This window comes from Mycobacterium lentiflavum, assembly GCF_022374895.2.
Taxonomy (GTDB): domain Bacteria; phylum Actinomycetota; class Actinomycetes; order Mycobacteriales; family Mycobacteriaceae; genus Mycobacterium; species Mycobacterium lentiflavum.
The window spans coordinates 4,327,941-4,350,480 of sequence record NZ_CP092423.2 but is presented as its reverse complement, the minus strand read 5'-3'; the positions used below and the strand labels follow the sequence as shown (position 1 = coordinate 4,350,480).

Below are 22,540 nucleotides of genomic sequence, written 5' to 3'. Positions count from 1 at the left end.
AACCGTACTCGGCGAAGTGAGTTAGCCGACTGACAAGCCGATACCGCTTCACTAGACTGACGCGGGTGGCTGAGCGATTCGTGGTAACCGGCGGCAACCGGTTGTCCGGCGAAGTCGCAGTAGGGGGCGCCAAGAACAGCGTGCTCAAGCTGATGGCCGCGACCCTGCTGGCCGAAGGCACCAGCACCATCACCAACTGCCCCGACATTCTCGATGTGCCGCTGATGGCCGAGGTCCTGCGCGGCCTGGGCGCCACCGTCGAACTCGACGGTGACGTCGCCCGCATCACCTCACCCGACGAGCCCAAGTACGACGCGGACTTCGCCGCGGTGCGGCAGTTCCGCGCCTCGGTGTGCGTGCTGGGTCCGCTGGTCGGCCGGTGCAAGCGGGCCAAAGTGGCGCTGCCCGGTGGCGATGCGATCGGCTCGCGCCCGCTGGATATGCATCAGGCGGGTCTGCGGCAACTGGGTGCGACGTGCAACATCGAGCACGGGTGCGTCGTCGCTCACGCAGATGCGTTGCGCGGCGCGGAGATTCAATTGGAATTCCCCTCGGTGGGTGCCACCGAGAACATCCTGATGGCCGCCGTGGTCGCCGAGGGCGTCACCACGATCCACAATGCCGCGCGGGAACCCGACGTCGTCGACCTGTGCACGATGCTCAACCAGATGGGCGCGCAGATCGTGGGCGCGGGTTCGCCGACCATGACGATTACCGGGGTCCCGCGGCTGTACCCGACCGAGCACCGAGTGATCGGTGACCGCATCGTCGCGGCCACCTGGGGGATCGCCGCTGCCATCACTCGCGGCGACATCTCGATCAGCGGTATCGATCCGGCGCATCTTCAGGTGGTGCTGCACAAATTGCACGACGCGGGTGCCACCGTCACCCAGACAGACAATAGTTTTCGCGTGACGCAGTACGAGCGTCCGAAGGCGATGAACGTTGCGACGTTGCCGTTTCCCGGTTTTCCGACGGACCTGCAACCGATGGCGATTGCGCTGGCATCGATCGCCGACGGCACCTCGATGATCACGGAAAACGTCTTCGAGGCGCGCTTTCGATTCGTCGAAGAAATGATCCGGCTGGGCGCCGACGCGCGCACCGACGGCCACCACGCCGTGGTGCGGGGCCTGCCGCAACTTTCCAGCGCACCGGTCTGGTGTTCGGATATTCGGGCCGGCGCCGGCCTGGTGCTAGCCGGGCTTGTCGCCGACGGCGACACCGAGGTCCACGACGTCTTTCACATCGATCGCGGCTACCCACTGTTCGTCGAAAACCTGGCGATTTTGGGAGCGGAGATCGAGCGGGTACAGTAACCAAAGTCAGTGCCCCACAGGCGCGGTCACCCCCGAAGGAGACCGAGACCGGGGCTTGACTCCCTCGCCGGATTGGTACTAACCTGGCACGGCTGCCCTCGCAGCGATCACCACGATCGCAAGAAATTTGGGGGTTGACGCCTCTGCCGGATCTGTATTAAGCTGGCAGGGTTGCCCCGAAGCGGGCGAAATAAGCAAGAGTGTTGTTTGAGAACTCAATAGTGTGTTTGGTGTTTTTGTTTGTTGTTGTTTTTTTGACCATACTTTTAACACTCCCCGTGTGTGGGTATGGTCGTTTTTTGATGCCAGTAAGTATGGTGTCTTTTTGTTAGGTCAGATTTTCTCTGATTCGAAATACACCTCGTCTATCGAGGAGTTTTTGTTTGGAGAGTTTGATCCTGGCTCAGGACGAACGCTGGCGGCGTGCTTAACACATGCAAGTCGAACGGAAAGGCCTCTTCGGAGGTACTCGAGTGGCGAACGGGTGAGTAACACGTGGGTAATCTGCCCTGCACTTCGGGATAAGCCTGGGAAACTGGGTCTAATACCGGATAGGACCTTTTGGCGCATGCCTTTTGGTGGAAAGCTTTTGCGGTGTGGGATGGGCCCGCGGCCTATCAGCTTGTTGGTGGGGTGACGGCCTACCAAGGCGACGACGGGTAGCCGGCCTGAGAGGGTGTCCGGCCACACTGGGACTGAGATACGGCCCAGACTCCTACGGGAGGCAGCAGTGGGGAATATTGCACAATGGGCGCAAGCCTGATGCAGCGACGCCGCGTGGGGGATGACGGCCTTCGGGTTGTAAACCTCTTTCAGCAGGGACGAAGCGCAAGTGACGGTACCTGCAGAAGAAGCACCGGCCAACTACGTGCCAGCAGCCGCGGTAATACGTAGGGTGCGAGCGTTGTCCGGAATTACTGGGCGTAAAGAGCTCGTAGGTGGTTTGTCGCGTTGTTCGTGAAAACCGGGGGCTTAACCCTCGGCGTGCGGGCGATACGGGCAGACTGGAGTACTGCAGGGGAGACTGGAATTCCTGGTGTAGCGGTGGAATGCGCAGATATCAGGAGGAACACCGGTGGCGAAGGCGGGTCTCTGGGCAGTAACTGACGCTGAGGAGCGAAAGCGTGGGGAGCGAACAGGATTAGATACCCTGGTAGTCCACGCCGTAAACGGTGGGTACTAGGTGTGGGTTTCCTTCCTTGGAATCCGTGCCGTAGCTAACGCATTAAGTACCCCGCCTGGGGAGTACGGCCGCAAGGCTAAAACTCAAAGGAATTGACGGGGGCCCGCACAAGCGGCGGAGCATGTGGATTAATTCGATGCAACGCGAAGAACCTTACCTGGGTTTGACATGCACAGGACGCCGGCAGAGATGTCGGTTCCCTTGTGGCCTGTGTGCAGGTGGTGCATGGCTGTCGTCAGCTCGTGTCGTGAGATGTTGGGTTAAGTCCCGCAACGAGCGCAACCCTTGTCTCATGTTGCCAGCGGGTAATGCCGGGGACTCGTGAGAGACTGCCGGGGTCAACTCGGAGGAAGGTGGGGATGACGTCAAGTCATCATGCCCCTTATGTCCAGGGCTTCACACATGCTACAATGGCCGGTACAAAGGGCTGCGATGCCGTAAGGTTAAGCGAATCCTTTTAAAGCCGGTCTCAGTTCGGATCGGGGTCTGCAACTCGACCCCGTGAAGTCGGAGTCGCTAGTAATCGCAGATCAGCAACGCTGCGGTGAATACGTTCCCGGGCCTTGTACACACCGCCCGTCACGTCATGAAAGTCGGTAACACCCGAAGCCAGTGGCCTAACCTTTTGGAGGGAGCTGTCGAAGGTGGGATCGGCGATTGGGACGAAGTCGTAACAAGGTAGCCGTACCGGAAGGTGCGGCTGGATCACCTCCTTTCTAAGGAGCACCACGAGAAACACTCCAATTGGTGGAGTGTGAGCCGTGAGGGGTTCTCGTCTGTAGTGGACGAGGGCCGGGTGCACAACAACAGGCAATCGCCAGACACACTATTGGGCCCTGAGACAACACTCGGCCGACTTTGGTCGACGTGGTGTCCCTCCATCTTGGTGGTGGGGTGTGGTGTTTGAGCATTGAATAGTGGTTGCGAGCATCTAGACGGATGCGACGCCCTCGGGCTGCGTGTTCGTCAAAAATGTGTAATTTTTCTTTTGGTTTTTGTGTTCGTAAGTGTTTAAGGGCACATGGTGGATGCCTTGGCATCGAGAGCCGACGAAGGACGTGGGAGGCTGCGATATGCCTCGGGGAGCTGTCAACCGAGCGTTGATCCGAGGATTTCCGAATGGGGAAACCCAGCACGAGTTATGTCGTGTTACCCGTATCTGAATATATAGGGTGCGGGAGGTAACGCGGGGAAGTGAAACATCTCAGTACCCGTAGGAAAAGAAAACAAAAGTGATTCCGCGAGTAGTGGCGAGCGAAAGCGGAACAGGCTAAACCGCATGCATGTGTAACCGGGTAGGGGTTGTGTGTGCGGGGTTGTGGGATTGATATTTCTCAGCTCTACCTAGCTGGGAGGCAGTCAGAAAGTGTCGTGGTTAGCGGAAGTGGCCTGGGATGGTCCGCCGCAGACGGTGAGAGCCCGGTACGCGAAAACCCGGCACCTGCCTTGTATCAACTCCCGAGTAGCAGCGGGCCCGTGAAATCTGCTGTGAATCTGCCGAGACCACTCGGTAAGCCTAAATACTTCTCGATGACCGATAGCGGATTAGTACCGTGAGGGAATGGTGAAAAGTACCCCGGGAGGGGAGTGAAATAGTACCTGAAACCGTGTGCCTACAATCCGTCAGAGCTTCCTTGTGGAGTGATGGCGTGCCTTTTGAAGAATGAGCCTGCGAGTCAGGGACATGTCGCAAGGTTAACCCGTGTGGGGTAGCCGCAGCGAAAGCGAGTCTGAATAGGGCGCTTGAGTGGCATGTTCTGGACCCGAAGCGGAGTGATCTACCCATGGCCAGGGTGAAGCGCGGGTAAGACCGCGTGGAGGCCCGAACCCACTTAGGTTGAAGACTGAGGGGATGAGCTGTGGGTAGGGGTGAAAGGCCAATCAAACTCCGTGATAGCTGGTTCTCCCCGAAATGCATTTAGGTGCAGCGTTACGTGTTTCACCACGGAGGTAGAGCTACTGGATGGCCGATGGGCCCTACTAGGTTACTGACGTCAGCCAAACTCCGAATGCCGTGGTGTATAGCGTGGCAGTGAGACGGCGGGGGATAAGCTCCGTACGTCGAGAGGGAAACAGCCCAGATCGCCGGCTAAGGCCCCTAAGCGTGTGCTAAGTGGAAAAGGATGTGCAGTCGCAGAGACAACCAGGAGGTTGGCTTAGAAGCAGCCACCCTTGAAAGAGTGCGTAATAGCTCACTGGTCAAGTGATTGTGCGCCGATAATGTAGCGGGGCTCAAGCACACCGCCGAAGCCGCGGCAACCGCAAGGTTGGGTAGGGGAGCGTCCCCCATGCAGAGAAGCTGTCGGGTGACCGATGGTGGAGTTTGGGGGAGTGAGAATGCAGGCATGAGTAGCGATTAGGCAAGTGAGAACCTTGCCCGCCGAAAGACCAAGGGTTCCTGGGCCAGGCCAGTCCGCCCAGGGTGAGTCGGGACCTAAGGCGAGGCCGACAGGCGTAGTCGATGGACAACGGGTTGATATTCCCGTACCCGTGTATGAGCGTCCCTGACGAATCCATTCTGCTAACCACCCAAATGGTGGTCTATCAATCCCTTCGGGGTGCGAAGACCGCCGGCTGCGTGGGACCCGGGTGGGTAGTAGTCAAGCAATGGGGTGACGCAGGAAGGTAGCCGTACCAGTCAGTGGTAATACTGGGGCAAGCCTGTAGGGAGAACGATAGGCAAATCCGTCGTTCATATTCCTGAGAGGTGATGCATAGCCGATTGAGGCGAATTCGGTGATCCTCAGCTGCCAAGAAAAGCCTCTAGCGAGCGCATACATGGCCCGTACCCCAAACCAACACAGGTGGTCAGGTAGAGAATACCAAGGCGTACGAGATAACTATGGTTAAGGAACTCGGCAAAATGCCCCCGTAACTTCGGGAGAAGGGGGGCCGGCTTACCGTGAACAGCCTTGCGCTGGGAGCGGGAACCGGCCGCAGAAACCAGTGGGAAGCGACTGTTTACTAAAAACACAGGTCCGTGCGAAGTCGCAAGACGATGTATACGGACTGACGCCTGCCCGGTGCTGGAAGGTTAAGAGGACCCGTTAATCGTAAGGTGAAGCGGAGAATTTAAGCCCCAGTAAACGGCGGTGGTAACTATAACCATCCTAAGGTAGCGAAATTCCTTGTCGGGTAAGTTCCGACCTGCACGAATGGCGTAACGACTTCCCAACTGTCTCAACCATAGACTCGGCGAAATTGCACTACGAGTAAAGATGCTCGTTACGCGCGGCAGGACGAAAAGACCCCGGGACCTTCACTACAACTTGGTATTGGTGTTCGGTACTGTTTGTGTAGGATAGGTGGGAGACTGTGAAACTCTAACGCCAGTTAGAGCGGAGTCGTTGTTGAAATACCACTCTGACCGTATTGGACACCTAACTTCGAACCCTAATCGGGTTCAGGGACAGTGCCTGGCGGGTAGTTTAACTGGGGCGGTTGCCTCCTAAAATGTAACGGAGGCGCCCAAAGGTTCCCTCAACCTGGACGGCAATCAGGTGTTGAGTGTAAGTGCACAAGGGAGCTTGACTGCGAGACCTACACGTCAAGCAGGGACGAAAGTCGGGACTAGTGATCCGGCACCCCCGAGTGGAAGGGGTGTCGCTCAACGGATAAAAGGTACCCCGGGGATAACAGGCTGATCTTCCCCAAGAGTCCATATCGACGGGATGGTTTGGCACCTCGATGTCGGCTCGTCGCATCCTGGGGCTGGAGCAGGTCCCAAGGGTTGGGCTGTTCGCCCATTAAAGCGGCACGCGAGCTGGGTTTAGAACGTCGTGAGACAGTTCGGTCTCTATCCGCCGCGCGCGTCAGAAACTTGAGGAAACCTGTCCCTAGTACGAGAGGACCGGGACGGACGAACCTCTAGTGCACCAGTTGTCTCACCAGAGGCACTGCTGGATAGCTACGTTCGGACAGGATAACCGCTGAAAGCATCTAAGCGGGAAACCTTCTCCAAGATCAGGTTTCTCACCCTTTTAGAGGGATAAGGCCCCCCGCAGACCACGGGATTGATAGGCCAGACCTAGAAGCTCAGCAATGAGTGCAGGGAACTGGCACTAACCGGCCGAAAACTTACCAACACAATCGCAACCACTATTCTTTCGTGACTTTTAGTCGCGCCGAATACCACACCCCCCACCAGAACACTTGAATGAAAAATAAATAGAGTTACGGCGGCCACAGCGACAGGGAAACGCCCGGTCCCATTCCGAACCCGGAAGCTAAGCCTGTCAGCGCCAATGATACTGCCCTATCGGGTGGAAAAGTAGGACACCGCCGAACATACACAAAAATGCCCCCTGCAAAGGGGGCATTTTTGCATTCTCTTTTAGTCGAATAGCGTTAAAGTCGATCGCTGATTTTCCAATTCGAGCAATGTGCGCTTGCGGCCGAGTCCGCCGCCGAAGCCGGTGAGGCTGCCATTAGCGCCGATGACGCGATGGCAGGGCACGACGATCGCGATCGGATTGTGACCGTTGGCCAGTCCGACCGCACGTGCGGCGCCCGGGGCCCCGATCTGTTCGGCGATTTCTCCATAAGATCGGGTCTCTCCATATGGAATCGTCAGCAGCGCTGTCCAGACGCGTCGCTGAAATTCGGTGCCCCGCAGCTCGAGTTCAATGTCGAAAGTCGTGAGGTCGCCGGCGAAGTACGACATTAATTGTTCGACGGCCGCGCCGAACGCTCCCGGATCGGGCGACCAGCCGGCGCGACTCGGTTCGTAGGTCTGGTCGACCATCCGCAGATTGGTCAGCACCGAGCCGCGGCCGGCCAGGGTCAGCAGCCCGATGGGGCTGTCGATGGTGCGGTACTGGATCATGCGGCCTCCTGTGGCGGCCAGTGGTTCACCGGGTGCTCGAGCGTGGTCCACAAATGCTGGGTGGCGTACGAACGCCAGGGGCGCCAATGTGCGCTGTGCTCAATGAGTTTGCGTTGATTCGTCGGCAGGCCCAGCTCCTTTGCGGCGAGTTGGAGCCCAAGGTCGCTGACGGGAAACGCGTCCGGGTCGCCAAGACCACGCATCGCTATCACCTCGGCGGTCCAGGGGCCCACCCCCGGCAGGGCCAGCAGCTGACTGCGCGCGCCGTCCCAATCGCTTCCGGCGTCCAGCACCACACTGCCATCGAGCAGCCCGGCGACCAGCGCAGTCATCGTCCGTTGCCGCGACTTGGGCACCGCCAGATGGATGGGATCGATCTCGGCGAGCTGCTCGATCGACGGGAAGGCATGTGTCAGTGCGCCTTCGGGGTCGTGGACTTCTGGCCCGTAGGCCCTGACCAATCGGCCGACGTGGGTGCGTGCGGCCTTCGTGGAGACCTGCTGACCGAGCACCGCGCGCACCGCGAGTTCGGCCTCGTCGACCGCGCGCGGAATGCGTTGTCCCGGCGCCTTGGCCACGACAGGAGCCAGCAGCGGGTCGCGACTCAGGGTGTCCACGATCGCTTCCGGATCGGCGTCGAGGTCGAGCAGCCGCCGGCAGCGGGCGATCGCGGTCGTGAGATCGCGGAAGTCGTCGAGCACGAGCAGGCAGCGGACGTGATCGACGGCCGGCGTCAGCGCGACCACCGCGTTGCCGGCCGGAAGCCGAAGGCTGCGCCGGTAGGCGCCGTCGCGCACTTCCTCGCAACCGGTAACGGCGCCTGCGGCCAGATGTCCGAAGACGCCCTCGTAGGCGAAGGGTGTGCGCACCGGCAGCCGAAGGCACACGGTCCCAGGCGAAGTCACTCCGGCTCTCAAGGACCCGGACCGGGCCGCCGCGCGCTTGCGCAAGTCGGTCGGCGTGCTTTCGAAGACCAGGCGCACGGTGTCGTTGAACTGGCGGATGCTGGAAAATCCCGCGGCGAACGCGACGTCGCCCAACGGTAGGTCGGTCGTCTCGATCAGCAGCCGGGCGGTCTGGCTTCGTTGCGCGCGCGCCAGTGCGAGGGGACCGGCGCCGACTTCGGCCTGCAACAGCCGCTCTAGCTGCCGCGTCGTGTACCCGAGGTGTGCGGCCAGACCGCCCACCCCGTCGCGGTCCACCGTTCCGTCGGCGATGAGCCGCATGGCCCGCGCCACGATGTCGCCGCGCACGTTCCATTCGGGCGACCCCGGCGAGGCGTCGGGACGGCATCGTTTGCACGCGCGGAAACCCGCCCGCTGCGCGGCCGCCGCGGTCGGATAAAAACGCACGTTGCGGGCGAACGGCGGACGCACCGGGCAGCTGGGGCGGCAGTAGATGCGGGTGGTAAGCACCGCGGTGACGAACCAGCCGTCGAACCGGGCGTCCTTCGACTGGACCGCCCGGTAACAGCGTTCGAAATCGTCGTGCACGCTTCCACAGTTACACCCGAGGGCCGACAAGACTGGCGGAAAAGCGACATGATCGTGGACCGGCGGGCCAACGGGTCAGTGCCGCGTCATAATCGACCAGCCGCCGATGGACCTGATTCAGGGCTACCGCGCGATCAGCAACGACGACGCGCTGGGGTGTGGGGTTGTCGACCCTGCCCATGATGACGAGGATCCGCGCAGATTGCGATGAGTTCCGTGCAGCCCAGTTCGTGCACCGCCGCAAGTACCCGAAGGAGTCCGCATGACCGAGCCGAAACCCATCGCCGTCGAGAACTTCTCCCATGTCTGCATCGGCGTCTCGGACATGGATAGGTCGCTGGCGTTCTACACCGACGTGCTGGGCATCGACGTCGTCTTCGATGTCGAACTCGAGGGCGGCGGACTCGATGCCGTAACCGGTGGCGCGGCTCAGAAAGGCCGAATGGTTGGCGGATTGATCGGGGGAGCCATGGTCGAGCTGCTGTTTCTCGGCGATGTACCGGCCAGCCCGGCCGGCCCGCACCGTGGCTATACCAACATCTCGTTTCGCGTCGCCGATCTCGACGACACCTACCAGGCGGTGCTGCATCAGCATCCGGCTGTGCGCACCGAGCCAATCGTCGATATCGGTGGTGTGCGAATGTTTTTCGTTTACGACCCCGATGACACGCCCATCGAGATACTCGAGCTGCCCGGCGGCGCGCGCAGCACGGTCGAGCTCTGGCGGCCCGGCGGCTAGGACGTCGCGGCGGAAGCGACGAAGTCCCGGGCGGCGCGGGACAACGGTCGAGCCGAATCCCAGATCATTCCGATGTCGCGGTAGGCGTCGGCGTCGACCAGGCGCAGCACGCTGACGCCGGGCGCACGCTCACTGCCATCGATCGGCGTCAGGCTGATGCCCAGGCCCGCGGCCACCAGCCCCGCGGTGGTGCTCAGATTCGCCGATTCCAGGACGATGCGCGGCTGGAATTGTGCTGCGGCACAAAGCTCGTCGAGTAGTTGTCGCATGCCGTATCCGGGATGCATGGCGACGAAGGGCTCGTCGGCGAGGTCCGCCATGGACACCGTTGGCGCGTCGGTGAGCCGGTGGTCGTGGGGCACCGCGACGCCGAGGCGCTGACGAAACAGGCTGCGCCAAGCGATGGTTGCCGTTTTCGGCCGCGGCGACACCACTCCGACGTCGATCATCCCGGCCAGGACGCGGTCGTTGATCAGCTCGGCAGCCCCCTCCTCGAGCGTGAAGGTCACACGCGGCGACGTCTGCGTGAACGCCGCGATCAAACGGGGCACGACGATGGATCCGAACGACCTCAAGAAGCCCAGCCGGATCTCACCGGCCGCGGGGTTGCTCAGATCCGCGATTTCGCGTCGGGCCGAATCGAGCTCCAACTGCGCCCGGCGCGCGTGCTCGTAGAAGATCCGGCCGTAGGTGCTCAGCGAGAGTCGGCGGCCGTGGCGATCGAATAGCCGCACCCCGAGCCGCCGTTCCAGGCGCGCCAGCATCCGCGTGAGCGTCGGCTGCGCGATGTGCAGTTGTTGGGCCGCCGCCGTGACGTGCTGCAGCTCGGCGAGTGTGAGGAACCACTCGTAGTCCCCATCGGCCATGCCTGCCACCTCTGCTTATGTTGCTATTGCATCATAATGTCCGAAATAATTCATTTCCGATTGGCCCGGGCGGCGCGGACCATCATGGCTATGCTCCAACTCCCAACTCCCAGCGCGCACCAAGCCGGCAGCCGCGGATACCGGCGTATCACCGCGGCGCTGGTGGGCGCCGGTCTGGCCAGTTTCGCCGCCATGTACTGCACGCAGGCGTTGCTTCCCGCGTTGTCCGTGTACTACCGGATCTCCCCGGCCACGTCGGCGCTGACGGTCTCGCTCACCACCGGAATGCTGGCCTTGTCCATCGTCCCGGCCAGCGTGCTCTCCGAGCGGTACGGGCGAATCACCGTGATGCTGAGTTCGGGCGTCGCCTCCAGCGTGATCGGGTTGCTGCTGCCGCTCAGCCCCACGCTGGGTGTGCTGCTGGTCGGGCGGGCGGCCCAGGGCGTTGCGCTCGCCGGGATTCCTGCGGTCGCGATGGCGTTTCTGGCCGAGGAGGTGCACGCGTCATCGTTGGGATCGGCGATGGGGCGCTACATCGCCGGGACGACGATCGGTGGCTGCGCGGGACGGATCGTGCCGGCGCTGGTGCTCGAGGTCAGCAGCTGGCGGGTCGCGCTGTTGGTGTGTTCGTTGACGACGTTGGCCGCGACGGTGGTATTCGCCCTGCTGGTGCCGAAGTCTCAGTTCTTCGCCCCGAAGCCGGTGAGCCTCCGCGCGACCACCCAGCGTTTGCTGACGCATCTGCGAAACCCGTTGTTGCTGAAGCTTTTTGTCCTGGCTTTCACGCTGATGGGCGGATTCGTCACCGTATACAACTACCTCGGCTACCGGCTGGCCGCCGCGCCGTTCGAGTTGAAGCCGTCGGTGGTGGGCCTGCTGTTCCTGCTGTACCTGGTGGGCACCTGGACGTCGGTCGTGGCGGGACGGCTCGCCGACCGACGGGGGCGCATGCTCGTGCTGGGTGGCGCGATGCCGATCACCGTGACGGGGCTGCTGATGACGCTGCCGGACGCGTTGCCGGTGATCGTCGTCGGGACCGGCGTGTTCACCGGCGGTTTCTTCGCCGCGCACGCGGTGGCCAGCGGTTGGGTGGGGGCCGTGGCACGCAGCGATCGCGCCGAGGCCTCCGCGCTCTACCTGTTCAGCTACTACCTGGGCGGATCGGTGGCCGGCGGCTTGGGCGGCCTGGCCTACGGCGTGGGCGGCTGGCGGGCCACCGTCTGGTCTGTGGGAACGCTGCTGATCCTTGCCCTGCTACTGGTGGCGTCGTTGGTGAGAGCGGCTGTGCCGGTGCGGGTGTCCTAGTGGTCGAAGATATTGCGGCGCACCGTCCCCGGTTGGGCGCCCGGATCAACGAACCATTCGTGGCTGAACACCAATCCGAAGACCTGCGGCGGCAATAGCATCACCAACCCGAACAAACACGCGTTGAGTCCGCCGCCGATCTGCGAGCGATGGGCGGCAAAGGCATCCCGCTTTTCCCGGGCGAACCGCCGGATGTCGATCCGGTGCGTGATGGTGGCTTGCGGCGCGTACGCCGTGCGTAGGGTGTCGGCATCGTAGGGTGCCGGAAGTCGCAACAAGCGAAGCAGATTGGAGACGCGGCGCAGCAGTTCGCGCGGCATCGTCACTTCGAGGACCCGCGGGGTCGCGGCCAACTCGGCGGCACGCTTGCCGACGTGATGGACCTGCACATGATCCCGGTGTCCGTATCCGCCGTTGGGCTGATAGCTCAGCAGCAGCTGTGCGTTCTCGTCGCGCAGGATGGGGGCCAGTCGCTGCGCCGTCGCTTCGACCCCGGCCCTCGCGAACCTGATCCGGCCGGGGGGATCGGGGTAGAAGATCGGCCCGTAGCCACTGTCGGCGTAGCCGAGGCACTCGACTCGATGCACACCGAGAACGCTTGCGCTCGTCAGCAATTCATCCATTCGGGTGTCATCGTCCTCATCGTTCACCCGTCCGTCGGTCGCGGTCACCAGGACTACGCGGTGCCCCGCCGCCACGGCTGCGGCAAGCGTGCCGCCGGTGAGGACTACCTCGTCGTCCGGATGCGCATGAAAGGCGACCAGGGTTGCCACTGAACAGCTCCGCTACTCGCCGCGTTCGGGCGAAGCCAGCCGGGTGGGGTGATCGTGTCCACGCAGTGTCACAGTCTCACCCAAAGACCAACGGGCACTTTCACTTTCACTCGCACCCTGGACAGTGTCCGCGGTCGCCAACAATCGACCCGGGTGCGACTTGGCCAGCTCGCACAGCCGGGCCGCTTCGTTGACCGGTTCGCCGATCACGGTGTATTCAAACCGTTCCTTGGCGCCGACGTTCCCGGCGACGACCTGTCCGGCCGCTACGCCGATGCCCGCCTCGAGCTCGGGCATTTCGTGGGTCATCCGGCTACAGATGGCGCGCGCCGCGGCCAGGGCCTCGTCTTCTGGACGGTCGAGGTGGTTCGGAGCGCCGAAGATGGCCAGCGACGCGTCGCCTTCGAACTTGTTGACCAGGCCGTGGTGCCGATCGACCTCCTCGACGACGATCGCGAAGAACCGGTTGAGCAGCTGCACGACCTCGGTCGGGGGCTGACTGGTCACCAATTGCGTGGAGCCGACGATGTCGATGAACACGACCGCGACGTGGCGCTCTTCGCCGCCGAGTTTGGGTTTGTCACGTTCGGCGGCCAGAGCGACTTCCCGACCGACATGCCGGCCGAACAGGTCTCGCACCCGCTCGCGCTCGCGCAGGCCGTCGACCATGGAGTTGAAGCCGCGTTGCAGCTCGCCGAGTTCGGTGCCGTCGAACACCACCAGGTCGCCCCGCAGATCACCCTGCTCGACGCGCTTGAGGGCCGCGCGCACCACCCGCACCGGTGTCGCCGTCAGCCAGGACAGGATCCACATCAGGATGAAGCCGAAGATCAGCGCCGCGGTCGAAACGATCAGCACCGCGACGCTGAGTTGCGTCTCGGTCAGATTGCGCAGCACCAGCGCGAAGAACGCGATCAGCGCGATGCCGAGCACCGGCACGCCGGAACCGAGCAGCCACACCGTCAGCGTGCGGCCCATGATGCCCGGCGCCAGCCGCTGCGGTACGCGGCCGGCCTCCAGCGCCTGGGCGGCCACCGGTCGCAAGGCGAACTCGGTGAACAGGTAGCACGCGGTGGCCACCAAGATGCCGCAGAAGCTCACCGAGAAGCCCACGATCGGGATGAACAGGCTGTTGACCAGTCCGTAGAGCGTCGTCAGCAACGCGGTCCCTACGCCCCACAGCACCAGCACCCCCATCGCCAGCCAGAACGGGACCAGGAAGGTGTTGCGTTCGTCGTTGAGGGTGGGCGCGCGCTCCTCGATCGCCCACCGCAGCGCGGCCGTCGTCCGGTGGGTGATCCAGAAGGTGCCGAGCGCCAGCGCGACGGCGACGTATCCGGGTCCGACGGCCCAGGTGATCCACGCCGGCGCGTCGGTAAAGATGCTGGGCGACGGCAACGCGACCGCCAACAGCAGTACGGCCACGCCGATCCCGATCAGATTGGCGATCAGGATGAAGGTGGTCAGGATGAGCTGAATGCGGACCCGCCGGCGGGCCTGGCTCTCGCTCACCCGGCCGAGCAGCAAGGAACCGTAGGCGGGTGTCTCCTGCAACCGGCCGCTCTGACGGGTGACCCTTTCGAGCACCCGTCCCAGGCGTTGCGCCATGCTCTTGTTCGCCGACGTCCTCTTTCTGGCCGACGTCCTCTTTTTGGCCGACATGCTCTTTTTGGCCGACATGGTGGCGTCAGCCTAATTCGTTGACGACGCTCTAAGGTGAGTCGGGTGCGTCTAGTGATCGCCCAGTGCACCGTGGACTACGTTGGCCGGCTCACCGCGCATCTGCCGTCGGCGCGCAGGTTGTTGCTCTTCAAGGCGGATGGCTCGGTCAGCGTGCACGCCGACGACCGCGCCTACAAGCCGTTGAACTGGATGAGTCCGCCGTGCTGGTTGACCGAAGAGGTCGTCGGCGAGACGCCGGTATGGGTGGTGGAGAACAAGGCGGGCGAACAGCTGCGCATCACCATCGAGGAGGTCGAGCACGACTCCAGCCACGATCTGGGTGTCGACCCCGGGCTGGTCAAGGACGGCGTCGAGGCGCATCTGCAAGCGCTGCTCGCCGAACACGTCCAGCTGCTGGGTGAGGGATACACGTTGGTGCGCCGCGAATACATGACGGCGATCGGTCCCGTCGATTTGCTGTGCCGCGACGAGCGCGGTGGCTCGGTGGCGGTGGAGATCAAACGGCGCGGCGAGATCGACGGTGTGGAGCAGCTCACCCGCTACCTCGAATTGCTGAATCGCGACACCGTGCTGGCGCCGGTCAAGGGCGTGTTCGCCGCGCAGCAGATTAAGCCTCAGGCGCGAACTTTAGCCATCGACCGCGGGATCCGTTGTCTGACATTGGATTACGACAAAATGCGGGGAATGGACAGCGACGAGTACCGGCTGTTCTGATTTGCCCGATTAGACTTGACGGCATGGCTCGGCGCCGCACCCCGCCCCGTCGGCAACAGCTGCCTTCGCTGTCGCCGGCCCTGCGGCGGGTGGAAACCGGGCCCGACGGTGACGACTACGAAGTGCGCCCGATTGCGGCCGCGCGTGCGCTCAAGACCTATCGCTGCCCCGGCTGCGATCACGAAATCCGTTCCGGCACAGCGCATCTGGTGGTGTGGCCGACGGACTCACCGCTGGGCGGGGTGGACGACCGACGGCACTGGCACACGCCGTGCTGGACGAATCGGGCAAAGCGCAGCCCGACCAGAAAGTGGTCGTGAAACAAATTAGGAGCGGCTAGGAAGCCGGCTCGACCAACTCCATCAGCACGCCGCCGGCGTCCTTGGGGTGGATGAAGTTGATCCGCGAGTTCGCTGTGCCGCGACGCGGGGCCTCGTAGACCAGCCGAACACCCTGCGACCGCAGGTGCTCGCAGAGAGCGTCCAAATCGCTGACTCGGACCGCCATCTGCTGGATGCCCGGCCCGCGCTTGTCCAGGAACTTGGCGATCGTCGAGGACTCGTCGATCGGGGCCATCAACTGGATCTGCGCCGTGCCGGGTTCGCCGTCCTGCACGGCGATCATGGCTTCGCGGATTCCCTGGTCATCGTTGACTTCCTCGTGCACCAAGACCATGCCGAGGGTGTCGTGGTACCAGGCGATGGCCGCATCGAGGTCGGCGACGGCGATGCCGACGTGATCGATCGCAGTCACCAGCGAGGTAGCCAAGATCTGACGGGCGTCAACTTGATCGGTCGTCATCACATAACGGTAACCTGGCGGCAAAGATTGCGCTTCTCCGGGAGGCCGAAGGGGCCGTCCATGCGCCGCTAGGAGGTTGTTATGACGACATCGGTGATCGTTGCTGGAGCACGGACCCCGATCGGCAAGTTGATGGGTTCGCTGAAGGATTTCTCGGCCAGCGATTTGGGTGCGATCGCGATCGCCGGTGCGCTGGAGAAGGCCAACGTGCCCGCCTCGGCGGTGCAGTACGTGATCATGGGCCAGGTGCTCACGGCCGGCGCCGGCCAGATGCCCGCCCGCCAGGCCGCGGTCGCTGCCGGCATCGGCTGGGACGTCCCGGCGCTGAGCATCAACAAGATGTGCCTGTCCGGTATCGACGCCATTGCACTGGCTGATCAGTTGATTCGCGCCGGGGAGTTCGACGTCGTGGTGGCTGGTGGCCAGGAGTCGATGACCAAGGCCCCGCACCTGCTGATGGACAGCCGTGCGGGCTACAAGTACGGCGACGTGACGGTGCTCGACCACATGGCCTACGACGGCCTGCATGACGTGTTCACCGACCAGCCGATGGGCGCGCTGACCGAGCAGCGCAACGACGTCGACAAGTTCACCCGCGCCGAGCAGGACGAGTTCGCTGCGCGGTCGCATCAAAAGGCGGCCGCGGCGTGGAAGGACGGCGTCTTCACCGACGAAGTGGTGCCGGTGAACATCCCGCAGCGCAAAGGCGATCCGTTGCAGTTCACCGAGGACGAGGGCATTCGGGCAAACACTACGGTCGAGTCGTTGGCCGGCCTGAAACCGGCCTTCCGCAGCGACGGCACCATCACCGCCGGCTCGGCGTCGCAGATCTCGGACGGGGCCGCCGCGGTCGTGGTGATGAGCAAGCACAAGGCGCAGGAAATGGGTCTGTCGTGGCTGGCGGAGATCGGTGCTCACGGAGTCGTGGCAGGGCCCGATTCGACGCTGCAGTCCCAGCCCGCCAATGCGATCAAGAAGGCACTCGGCCGCGAGGGCATCACGGCTGACCAGCTCGATGTGGTCGAGATCAACGAGGCGTTCTCGGCGGTAGCTCTGGCCTCCACGCGCGAGCTGGGAATCGACCCCGAGATCGTCAACGTCAACGGCGGTGCGATCGCGGTGGGACATCCGATCGGGATGTCAGGCGCCCGGATCACGCTGCATGTGGCCCTGGAATTGGCGCGGCGCGGTTCGGGTTATGGCGTCGCGGCGCTGTGCGGCGCCGGGGGCCAGGGCGACGCACTGATTCTGCGGGCTGGCTAACCCAACGCTGACCACCGGTCAGCGTTGCTGGAAACTCGGGTCCGGTGCGCGTTGTGATGTTGCTCTCATGAGCCGACCCGGGACCTCGGTGGGGCCGACTTTCGGCTGGAATTGCCCATGCTTGAGCCCGCACGCGACCGGGTGGATCGGGGGTCGGCGCGCATGACAGACTTGACGGCGTGACGCGTCCGAGATCCTCGATCGGGCCCGCCCTTGCTGGTGCGGTCGACCTGTCCGGTCTAAAGCAACGTGCTCAGCAGAGCCCTTCTGCCGCTGGTGCCGCGGGTCGGCCGACGCCGGCGGGGCCCGGGACCACCGAGGTCAATGAGACCAATTTCGAAGCCGAGGTGCTGATCCGCTCGGACGAAGTGCCGGTGGTGGTCGCCCTGTGGTCGCCGCGCAGCGAGGCCTGCGTCGAGCTGGTCGACACGCTGTCCGGTCTGGTCGCCCAGGACGGCGGCAAATGGGCGCTGGCGACCGTCAATGTCGACGTGGCGCCACGGGTGGCTCAGATCTTCGGCGTCGAAGCCGTGCCGACCGTCGTCGCCCTGGCGGCCGGCCAGCCGCTGTCCAGCTTCCAAGGTTCGCAGCCCGCCGATCAGTTGCGCCGGTGGCTGGACCAACTGCTGTCTGCGACGGCCGGAAAGCTGAAGGGCACAACCGGTTCCGAGGACGACGCCGAGGTCGACCCGGCCTTGGCCCAGGCTCGCCAGCAGCTGGAGGCCGGTGACTTCGAGGCGGCCAAGCAGTCCTACGAGGCGTTGCTGAACACCAATCCGGACAGTGTCGAGGCCAAGGGTGCGATCCGTCAGATCGACTTCCTCACCCGCGCAACCGCACAGCGTCCCGACGCGGTGACCGTCGCGGATGCCGCCCCGGATGACATCGACGCGGCCTTCGCGGCCGCGGATGTGCAGATCCTCAATCAGGACGTGACTGCGGCATTCCAGCGCTTGACGGCGTTGGTGCGCACCACATCTGGCGATGAGCGCACCCGGGTCCGAACCCGGCTGATCGAGTTGTTCGAGCTGTTCGATCCCGCCGACCCCGAGGTCATCGTCGGTCGTCGAAACCTCGCCAACGCGCTCTACTGATTACTCGGGTTCCAGCCACAGCGCCGACGTGGGCGGCAGCACCAGCAGCGCCGAGGCCGGCCGACCATGCCAGGGATCCTCGGTGGCGTCGACACCGCCGAGATTGCCGATGCCGGAACCGTGGTAGTCCGTCGCGTCGGTGTTGAGCACCTCGCGCCAGCGACCGGCGCTGGGCAGGCCGAGTCGATAGCCGCTATGTTCGGCGCCCGCGAAATTGAACACGCACGCCATGACCGAGCCGTCCTTGCCGTAGCGCAGGAAGCTCAACACGTTGTTGCCGGAATCGTTGGCGTCGATCCAGGAATAGCCATCCGGCGTCGTGTCGCGACTCCACAGCGCCGGACGGCCGCGGTAAATGGCGTTGATGTCGCGCACGAAACGCAGTACACCGTTGGAGAATCCCTGCTCGTCGAGCTGCCACCAATCCAAACCGTTTTGCTCGGACCACTCGGCGCGCTGGCCGAATTCCTGGCCCATGAACAACAATTGCTTGCCGGGATGGGCCCACTGGTAGGCGAGCAGGCTGCGCAGCCCGGCGGCCTTGACGTGGTTGTTTCCCGGCATCCGGCCCCACAGCGTGCCCTTTCCGTGCACCACCTCGTCGTGGCTGAGCGGCAGCACGTAGTTCTCGCTGAACGCATATAGCATCGAGAAGGTCATCTCGTGGTGGTGGTAACTGCGGTGGATCGGGTCGCGGCTGATGTAGTCGAGCGTGTCGTGCATCCAGCCCATGTTCCACTTCATCGAAAAGCCCAGGCCGCCAAGGTTGGTCGGCCGCGTCACGCCCGGCCACGACGTCGACTCCTCGGCGATCGTGACGATCCCCGGCGCGGCCTTGTGCGCAGTGGCGTTCATCTCCTGCAGGAACTGCACCGCTTCGAGATTTTCTCGCCCGCCGTAGATGTTGGGGGTCCAGCCGCCCTCGGGCCGCGAGTAGTCGAGGTAGAGCATCGAGGCCACCGCGTCCACCCGCAGACCGTCGATGTGGTATTCCTCGAGCCAGTACAGCGCGTTGGCGACCAGGAAGTTTCGTACCTCGCGGCGACCGAAGTCGAAAACGTAGGTGCCCCAGTCGAGTTGCTCACCGCGCTTGGGGTCGGAGTGCTCGTAGAGGGGAGTGCCGTCGAAGCGGCCCAGCGCCCATGCGTCCTTGGGGAAGTGCGCCGGGACCCAGTCCACGATCACGCCGATGCCGGCCTGGTGCAGGGCATCGACGAGCGCCCGGAAATCGTCGGGGGTGCCGAATCGCGATGTCGGCGCGTAGTACGACGTCACCTGATATCCCCACGATCCGGCGAAGGGGTGCTCGGCCACCGGCAGCAGTTCTACGTGGGTAAAACCATGCTCCACAACGTAATCCGTCAACTCAGTGGCGAGTTGGCGGTAGCTGAGTCCGGGCCGCCACGAGCCGAGATGCACCTCGTAGGTGCTCATCGGTTCGAACACCGGATTGCGCTGGGCGCGTTGCGTCATCCAGTCCGCGTCGGTCCAGGTGAACTCGCTCGTCGTCACCCGCGACGCGGTGTGTGGCGGCACCTCGGTGGCGAAGGCGAACGGGTCGGCCCGTTCGGTGACCACACCGTCGGCACCGTGCACCCGGAACTTGTACAGGCCGTCCGTCGCGAACCCGGGCCAGAACAGCTCCCAGACCCCAGTGGAGCCCAGCACCCGCATCGGAGCCTCGGTACCGGTCCAGCCGTTGAACTCCCCAATCAGGCTGATGCCCTTGGCGTTAGGCGCCCACACCGCGAACGACACACCGTCGACGACGCCGTCGGCCGTGGTGAAGGAGCGGGGGTGGGCACCGAGAACTTCCCAGAGTCGCTCGTGCCGGCCCTCGGAGAACAGGTGCAGGTCGACCTCGCCGAGCGTGGGCAGGAAGCGGTAAGGGTCGGCGGTGACGTGCGCGCCGGAACCGTAGTCGACCTTCAGCCGGTAATCGATCAGGTTCGTGAACGGCAACGCGACGGCGAACAATCCGGCTTCGAGGTGCTCCATGGCGAACTCGTCGGCACCGACCAGCGCGACGACTTGCTGCGCATGCGGGCGAAAGGCCCGGATCACGGTGTGGTCGCCGTACTCGTGCGCGCCCAGGATGCCGTGCGGGTTGTGGTGGGTGCCGCTCACCAGCCGGGCCAAATCGCCCGGGTCAGGCGCCAGGTGCGTTCTATCGGTTCGGCTCTCGGTTCGACTCATGCTGGTATCCCCTTTCGGGCCCTCTTACCTCCTGCGCAGCAACGTGTTTCGAGACTCCTGCGGGATGATCGGCATATTGATGATGTGGGCGACCGCCTGTCCGGGATCGATGCGAATGTAATTGGACTGCCCCCACTGGAATTCCTGGCCGGTTATCTCATCGCGTACCCAAAACCGCTCATAGGGCTCCATACCCAATGCCGCCATGTCTAACCACAGCGTGCCCTCTTCAGGCCCGAACGCGTTGAGCGTCACCACCACGAGCACGCAGTCGCCGGTGGCCGGGTCGAACTTGCTGTAGGCCAGCAACGCGTCGTTGTCCACCCCGTGGAAGTAGATGGTGCGCAGCTGCTCAAGCGCAGGATGGACCCGGCGAATCGCGTTGAGCTGCTTCAGAAATGGTTCCAGCGACCGGCCCTCTGCGCGCGCCGCCGCGTAGTCGCGGGGGCGCAGTTCGTATTTCTCCGAGTCGAGGTACTCCTCGCTGCCCTCGCGTACCGCTCGGTGCTCGAACAGCTCGTATCCGGAGTAGACGCCCCAGGCCGGACTCATGGTCGCGGCCAGCACCGCGCGGATTGCGAACATGCCCGGGCCGTTGTGCTGCAGTATCGCGTGCAGGATGTCGGGAGTGTTCACGAACAGATTCGGCCGCCGGAAGTCCGCGAGAGCGGCGATGTCGTTGCCGAATTCGGTCAGCTCCCATTTGGCGGTGCGCCAGGTGAAGTAGCTGTAGGACTGGGTGAAGCCGAGCTTGGCCAGGCCGTACTGCCGGGCCGGCGGGGTGAAGGCCTCGGATAGGAACAGCACGTCGGGATCGGAGTCTTTGACCTGACCGATCAGCCAGGCCCAGAAGTTGGGCGGCTTGGTGTGCGGGTTGTCGACCCGAAAGAACTTGATGCCGTGGTCAACCCAGTGCCGAACCACCCGCAGCACTTCGTCGTATAGCCCCGCGGGATCATTGTCGAAGTTGATCGGATAGATGTCCTGGTACTTCTTCGGCGGGTTCTCCGCGTACGCGATGGTGCCGTCCGGCAACTCGGTGAACCACTGCCGGTGTTCGCGCGCCCACGGGTGATCCGGGGCGCACTGCAGCGCCAGGTCCAGGGCGACTTCCATGCCCAGATCGCGGGCCGCGGCGACGAAATTGTCGAAGTCCTCGATCGTGCCCAGCTCGGGGTGAATCGCGTCGTGGCCGCCCTCGTCGCTACCGATCGCCCACGGCGATCCCACGTCCCCGGGAGCGGCGGTGGGGGAGTTGTTGCGCCCCTTGCGATGTACCTTGCCGATCGGATGGATCGGCGGCAGATACACGACGTCGAAGCCCATCTCGGCGATGCGCGGAAGGTCCGCGGCAGCTGTCGAGAACGTGCCGTGCACCGGCTTTCCGTTGGCGTCCCAGCCGCCGGTCGACCGCGGAAACATCTCGTACCAGGAGCCGAAGCGGGCCAGCGGCCGGTCCACCCAGATGCCGTACTGCTCGCCGCGGGTGACGATCTCCCGCAGCGGATAGGTGTCGAGGATTTCCTCGATGTCAGGCGCCAGCGCCAGCGCACTGCGTGTCACCGGGTCTCCCGCGGCACGCAACGCCGCGGCGGCGGCCAGCAGCGGCTCACGATCGGCGCGCGGTACTCCGGTGGCGGCGCGCTCGAGCAAACCGGCGCCCACCAGCAGGTCGTTGGACAGTTCCTTCTCGCCCTGGCCGGCATCCAGCTTGGCCAGCAGACCGTGCCGCCAGGTGTGGATGGGGTCACCCCAGCCGTCCACGCGATAGGTCCACAGCCCGACCCGGTCGGGCGTGAACTGACCATGAAACACGAACGGTTCGAGGCCCATCGTCATCGGCAGCTGAAGTGGCTTGACCCGCTCGCGGGGCTCGGCATCCAACGCAGGCAGTGGCTTCTCGGGGGCCTGGACCGCGGTAACCCGGCGCGTCTCGGTGACCTGCGGGTAGCGCGGCCCCAGGTAGCGGACTACCAGGGTGGCCGCGACTGCGTCGTGGCCTTCTCGCCACACCGCGGCGCTGACTGGGACCGTCTCTCCGACCACCGCTTTGGCGGGGTATGCGCCGCAAGAAACTACGGGTGCGACGTTATCGATCTCGACGCGACCGGGCACCACCACTCCGTTCCGTCCGATTGTTTGCGGGCCAACCGCGGATTGTGCTGCGGCGCGGTATGCCTGCCGGCTGAAGAAACATCGTCTCGTGGGGAAAGTTCGTGTACTGGGGAGGCGTCTTTGCGGCCCCAATTACTACCCGTACCCACCCTAGTGTCTGGTCACACACGA

At 63.8% G+C, this 22,540-nt stretch carries 15 protein-coding genes and 3 rRNA genes; 10 read left to right on the top strand and 8 right to left on the bottom strand.

From position 1 onward, the window contains the following. Window positions 1-65: 65 nt before the first annotated feature. The 4 genes from murA to rrf all read left to right on the top strand — a co-directional run bounded on the left by murA (window position 66) and on the right by rrf (window position 6,789). On the top strand, window positions 66-1,319 hold the full coding sequence (gene murA, locus MJO58_RS20155; protein ID WP_090605110.1) for a UDP-N-acetylglucosamine 1-carboxyvinyltransferase: 1,254 nt from the start codon (window positions 66-68) through the stop codon (window positions 1,317-1,319). 380 nt (window positions 1,320-1,699) lie between these two features. Further along, window positions 1,700-3,218 (top strand): 16S ribosomal RNA (locus MJO58_RS20150). Window positions 3,219-3,503: 285 nt separating this feature from the next. Continuing rightward, window positions 3,504-6,587, top strand: a 23S ribosomal RNA gene (locus MJO58_RS20145). 89 nt (window positions 6,588-6,676) lie between these two features. Further along, window positions 6,677-6,789 (top strand): 5S ribosomal RNA (rrf, locus tag MJO58_RS20140). Together the 16S, 23S and 5S rRNA genes form the textbook arrangement of a ribosomal RNA operon. A gap of 46 nt (window positions 6,790-6,835) precedes the next feature. Here rrf and MJO58_RS20135 read toward each other — a convergent pair. Together MJO58_RS20135 and MJO58_RS20130 are read right to left on the bottom strand one after the other, a co-directional pair. Next, complete coding sequence (locus MJO58_RS20135) at window positions 6,836-7,327, bottom strand: methylated-DNA--[protein]-cysteine S-methyltransferase (protein WP_239720746.1); 492 nt, start codon at window positions 7,325-7,327, stop codon at window positions 6,836-6,838. Next, entirely contained in the window at window positions 7,324-8,820 is a 1,497-nt protein-coding gene (locus MJO58_RS20130) for a DNA-3-methyladenine glycosylase 2 family protein (RefSeq protein ID WP_239720745.1), read from the bottom strand. Before MJO58_RS20130 ends, MJO58_RS20135 begins: the two co-directional genes overlap by 4 nt. A gap of 262 nt (window positions 8,821-9,082) precedes the next feature. Between MJO58_RS20130 and MJO58_RS20125 the strand changes: the two genes are divergently transcribed. Continuing rightward, window positions 9,083-9,559 carry a VOC family protein gene (locus MJO58_RS20125; RefSeq protein WP_090605102.1) on the top strand — a complete coding sequence of 159 codons (477 nt, stop codon included), beginning with the start codon at window positions 9,083-9,085 and terminating at the stop codon, window positions 9,557-9,559. On the opposite strand, the gene MJO58_RS20120 is transcribed toward MJO58_RS20125, so the two are convergent. Beyond that, window positions 9,556-10,425: a LysR family transcriptional regulator gene (locus tag MJO58_RS20120; protein ID WP_175364508.1), complete on the bottom strand. Its 870-nt coding sequence runs from the start codon at window positions 10,423-10,425 to the stop codon at window positions 9,556-9,558. The two genes, MJO58_RS20125 and MJO58_RS20120, sit on opposite strands and share 4 nt — an antisense overlap. 90 nt (window positions 10,426-10,515) lie before the next feature. On the opposite strand from MJO58_RS20120, the gene MJO58_RS20115 reads away from it, so the two are divergent. Continuing rightward, window positions 10,516-11,730 carry an MFS transporter gene (locus MJO58_RS20115; protein WP_239720744.1) on the top strand — a complete coding sequence of 405 codons (1,215 nt, stop codon included), beginning with the start codon at window positions 10,516-10,518 and terminating at the stop codon, window positions 11,728-11,730. Here MJO58_RS20115 and MJO58_RS20110 read toward each other — a convergent pair. Then, on the bottom strand, window positions 11,727-12,503 hold the full coding sequence (locus MJO58_RS20110) for a PIG-L deacetylase family protein (protein ID WP_239720743.1): 777 nt from the start codon (window positions 12,501-12,503) through the stop codon (window positions 11,727-11,729). The two genes, MJO58_RS20115 and MJO58_RS20110, sit on opposite strands and share 4 nt — an antisense overlap. Window positions 12,504-12,515: 12 nt before the next feature. Next, on the bottom strand, window positions 12,516-14,111 hold the full coding sequence (locus MJO58_RS20105; RefSeq protein ID WP_239720742.1) for an adenylate/guanylate cyclase domain-containing protein: 1,596 nt from the start codon (window positions 14,109-14,111) through the stop codon (window positions 12,516-12,518). 117 nt (window positions 14,112-14,228) lie between these two features. Between MJO58_RS20105 and nucS the strand changes: the two genes are divergently transcribed. Both nucS and MJO58_RS20095 read left to right on the top strand, forming a co-directional pair. Beyond that, the gene (gene nucS / locus MJO58_RS20100) at window positions 14,229-14,900 is read left to right on the top strand and encodes an endonuclease NucS (protein WP_239720741.1); all 672 of its coding nucleotides are present in this window, start codon (window positions 14,229-14,231) and stop codon (window positions 14,898-14,900) included. A 23-nt stretch (window positions 14,901-14,923) separates the two neighbouring features. Continuing rightward, window positions 14,924-15,220 carry an Rv1322 family protein gene (locus MJO58_RS20095; protein WP_090605090.1) on the top strand — a complete coding sequence of 99 codons (297 nt, stop codon included), beginning with the start codon at window positions 14,924-14,926 and terminating at the stop codon, window positions 15,218-15,220. Window positions 15,221-15,236: 16 nt separating this feature from the next. Here MJO58_RS20095 and mce read toward each other — a convergent pair whose 3' ends face one another. Next, window positions 15,237-15,704 (bottom strand): methylmalonyl-CoA epimerase, encoded by a 468-nt coding sequence (mce, locus tag MJO58_RS20090; RefSeq protein ID WP_090605087.1) that lies wholly within the window; start codon window positions 15,702-15,704, stop codon window positions 15,237-15,239. A 78-nt stretch (window positions 15,705-15,782) separates the two neighbouring features. On the opposite strand from mce, the gene MJO58_RS20085 reads away from it, so the two are divergent. Together MJO58_RS20085 and MJO58_RS20080 are read left to right on the top strand one after the other, a co-directional pair. Beyond that, on the top strand, window positions 15,783-16,964 hold the full coding sequence (locus tag MJO58_RS20085; protein ID WP_090605084.1) for an acetyl-CoA C-acetyltransferase: 1,182 nt from the start codon (window positions 15,783-15,785) through the stop codon (window positions 16,962-16,964). Window positions 16,965-17,143: 179 nt separating this feature from the next. Next, window positions 17,144-18,058, top strand: coding sequence for a tetratricopeptide repeat protein (locus tag MJO58_RS20080; RefSeq protein WP_239720740.1), 915 nt, complete (start codon window positions 17,144-17,146; stop codon window positions 18,056-18,058). Here the strand turns inward: MJO58_RS20080 and glgB are convergent, their stop codons facing one another. Then, window positions 18,059-20,254: a 1,4-alpha-glucan branching protein GlgB gene (gene glgB, locus MJO58_RS20075; RefSeq protein WP_239720739.1), complete on the bottom strand. Its 2,196-nt coding sequence runs from the start codon at window positions 20,252-20,254 to the stop codon at window positions 18,059-18,061. 24 nt (window positions 20,255-20,278) lie between these two features. After that, entirely contained in the window at window positions 20,279-22,369 is a 2,091-nt protein-coding gene (locus MJO58_RS20070; RefSeq protein ID WP_217493141.1) for an alpha-1,4-glucan--maltose-1-phosphate maltosyltransferase, read from the bottom strand. Between the last annotated feature and the right edge of the window lie 171 nt (window positions 22,370-22,540).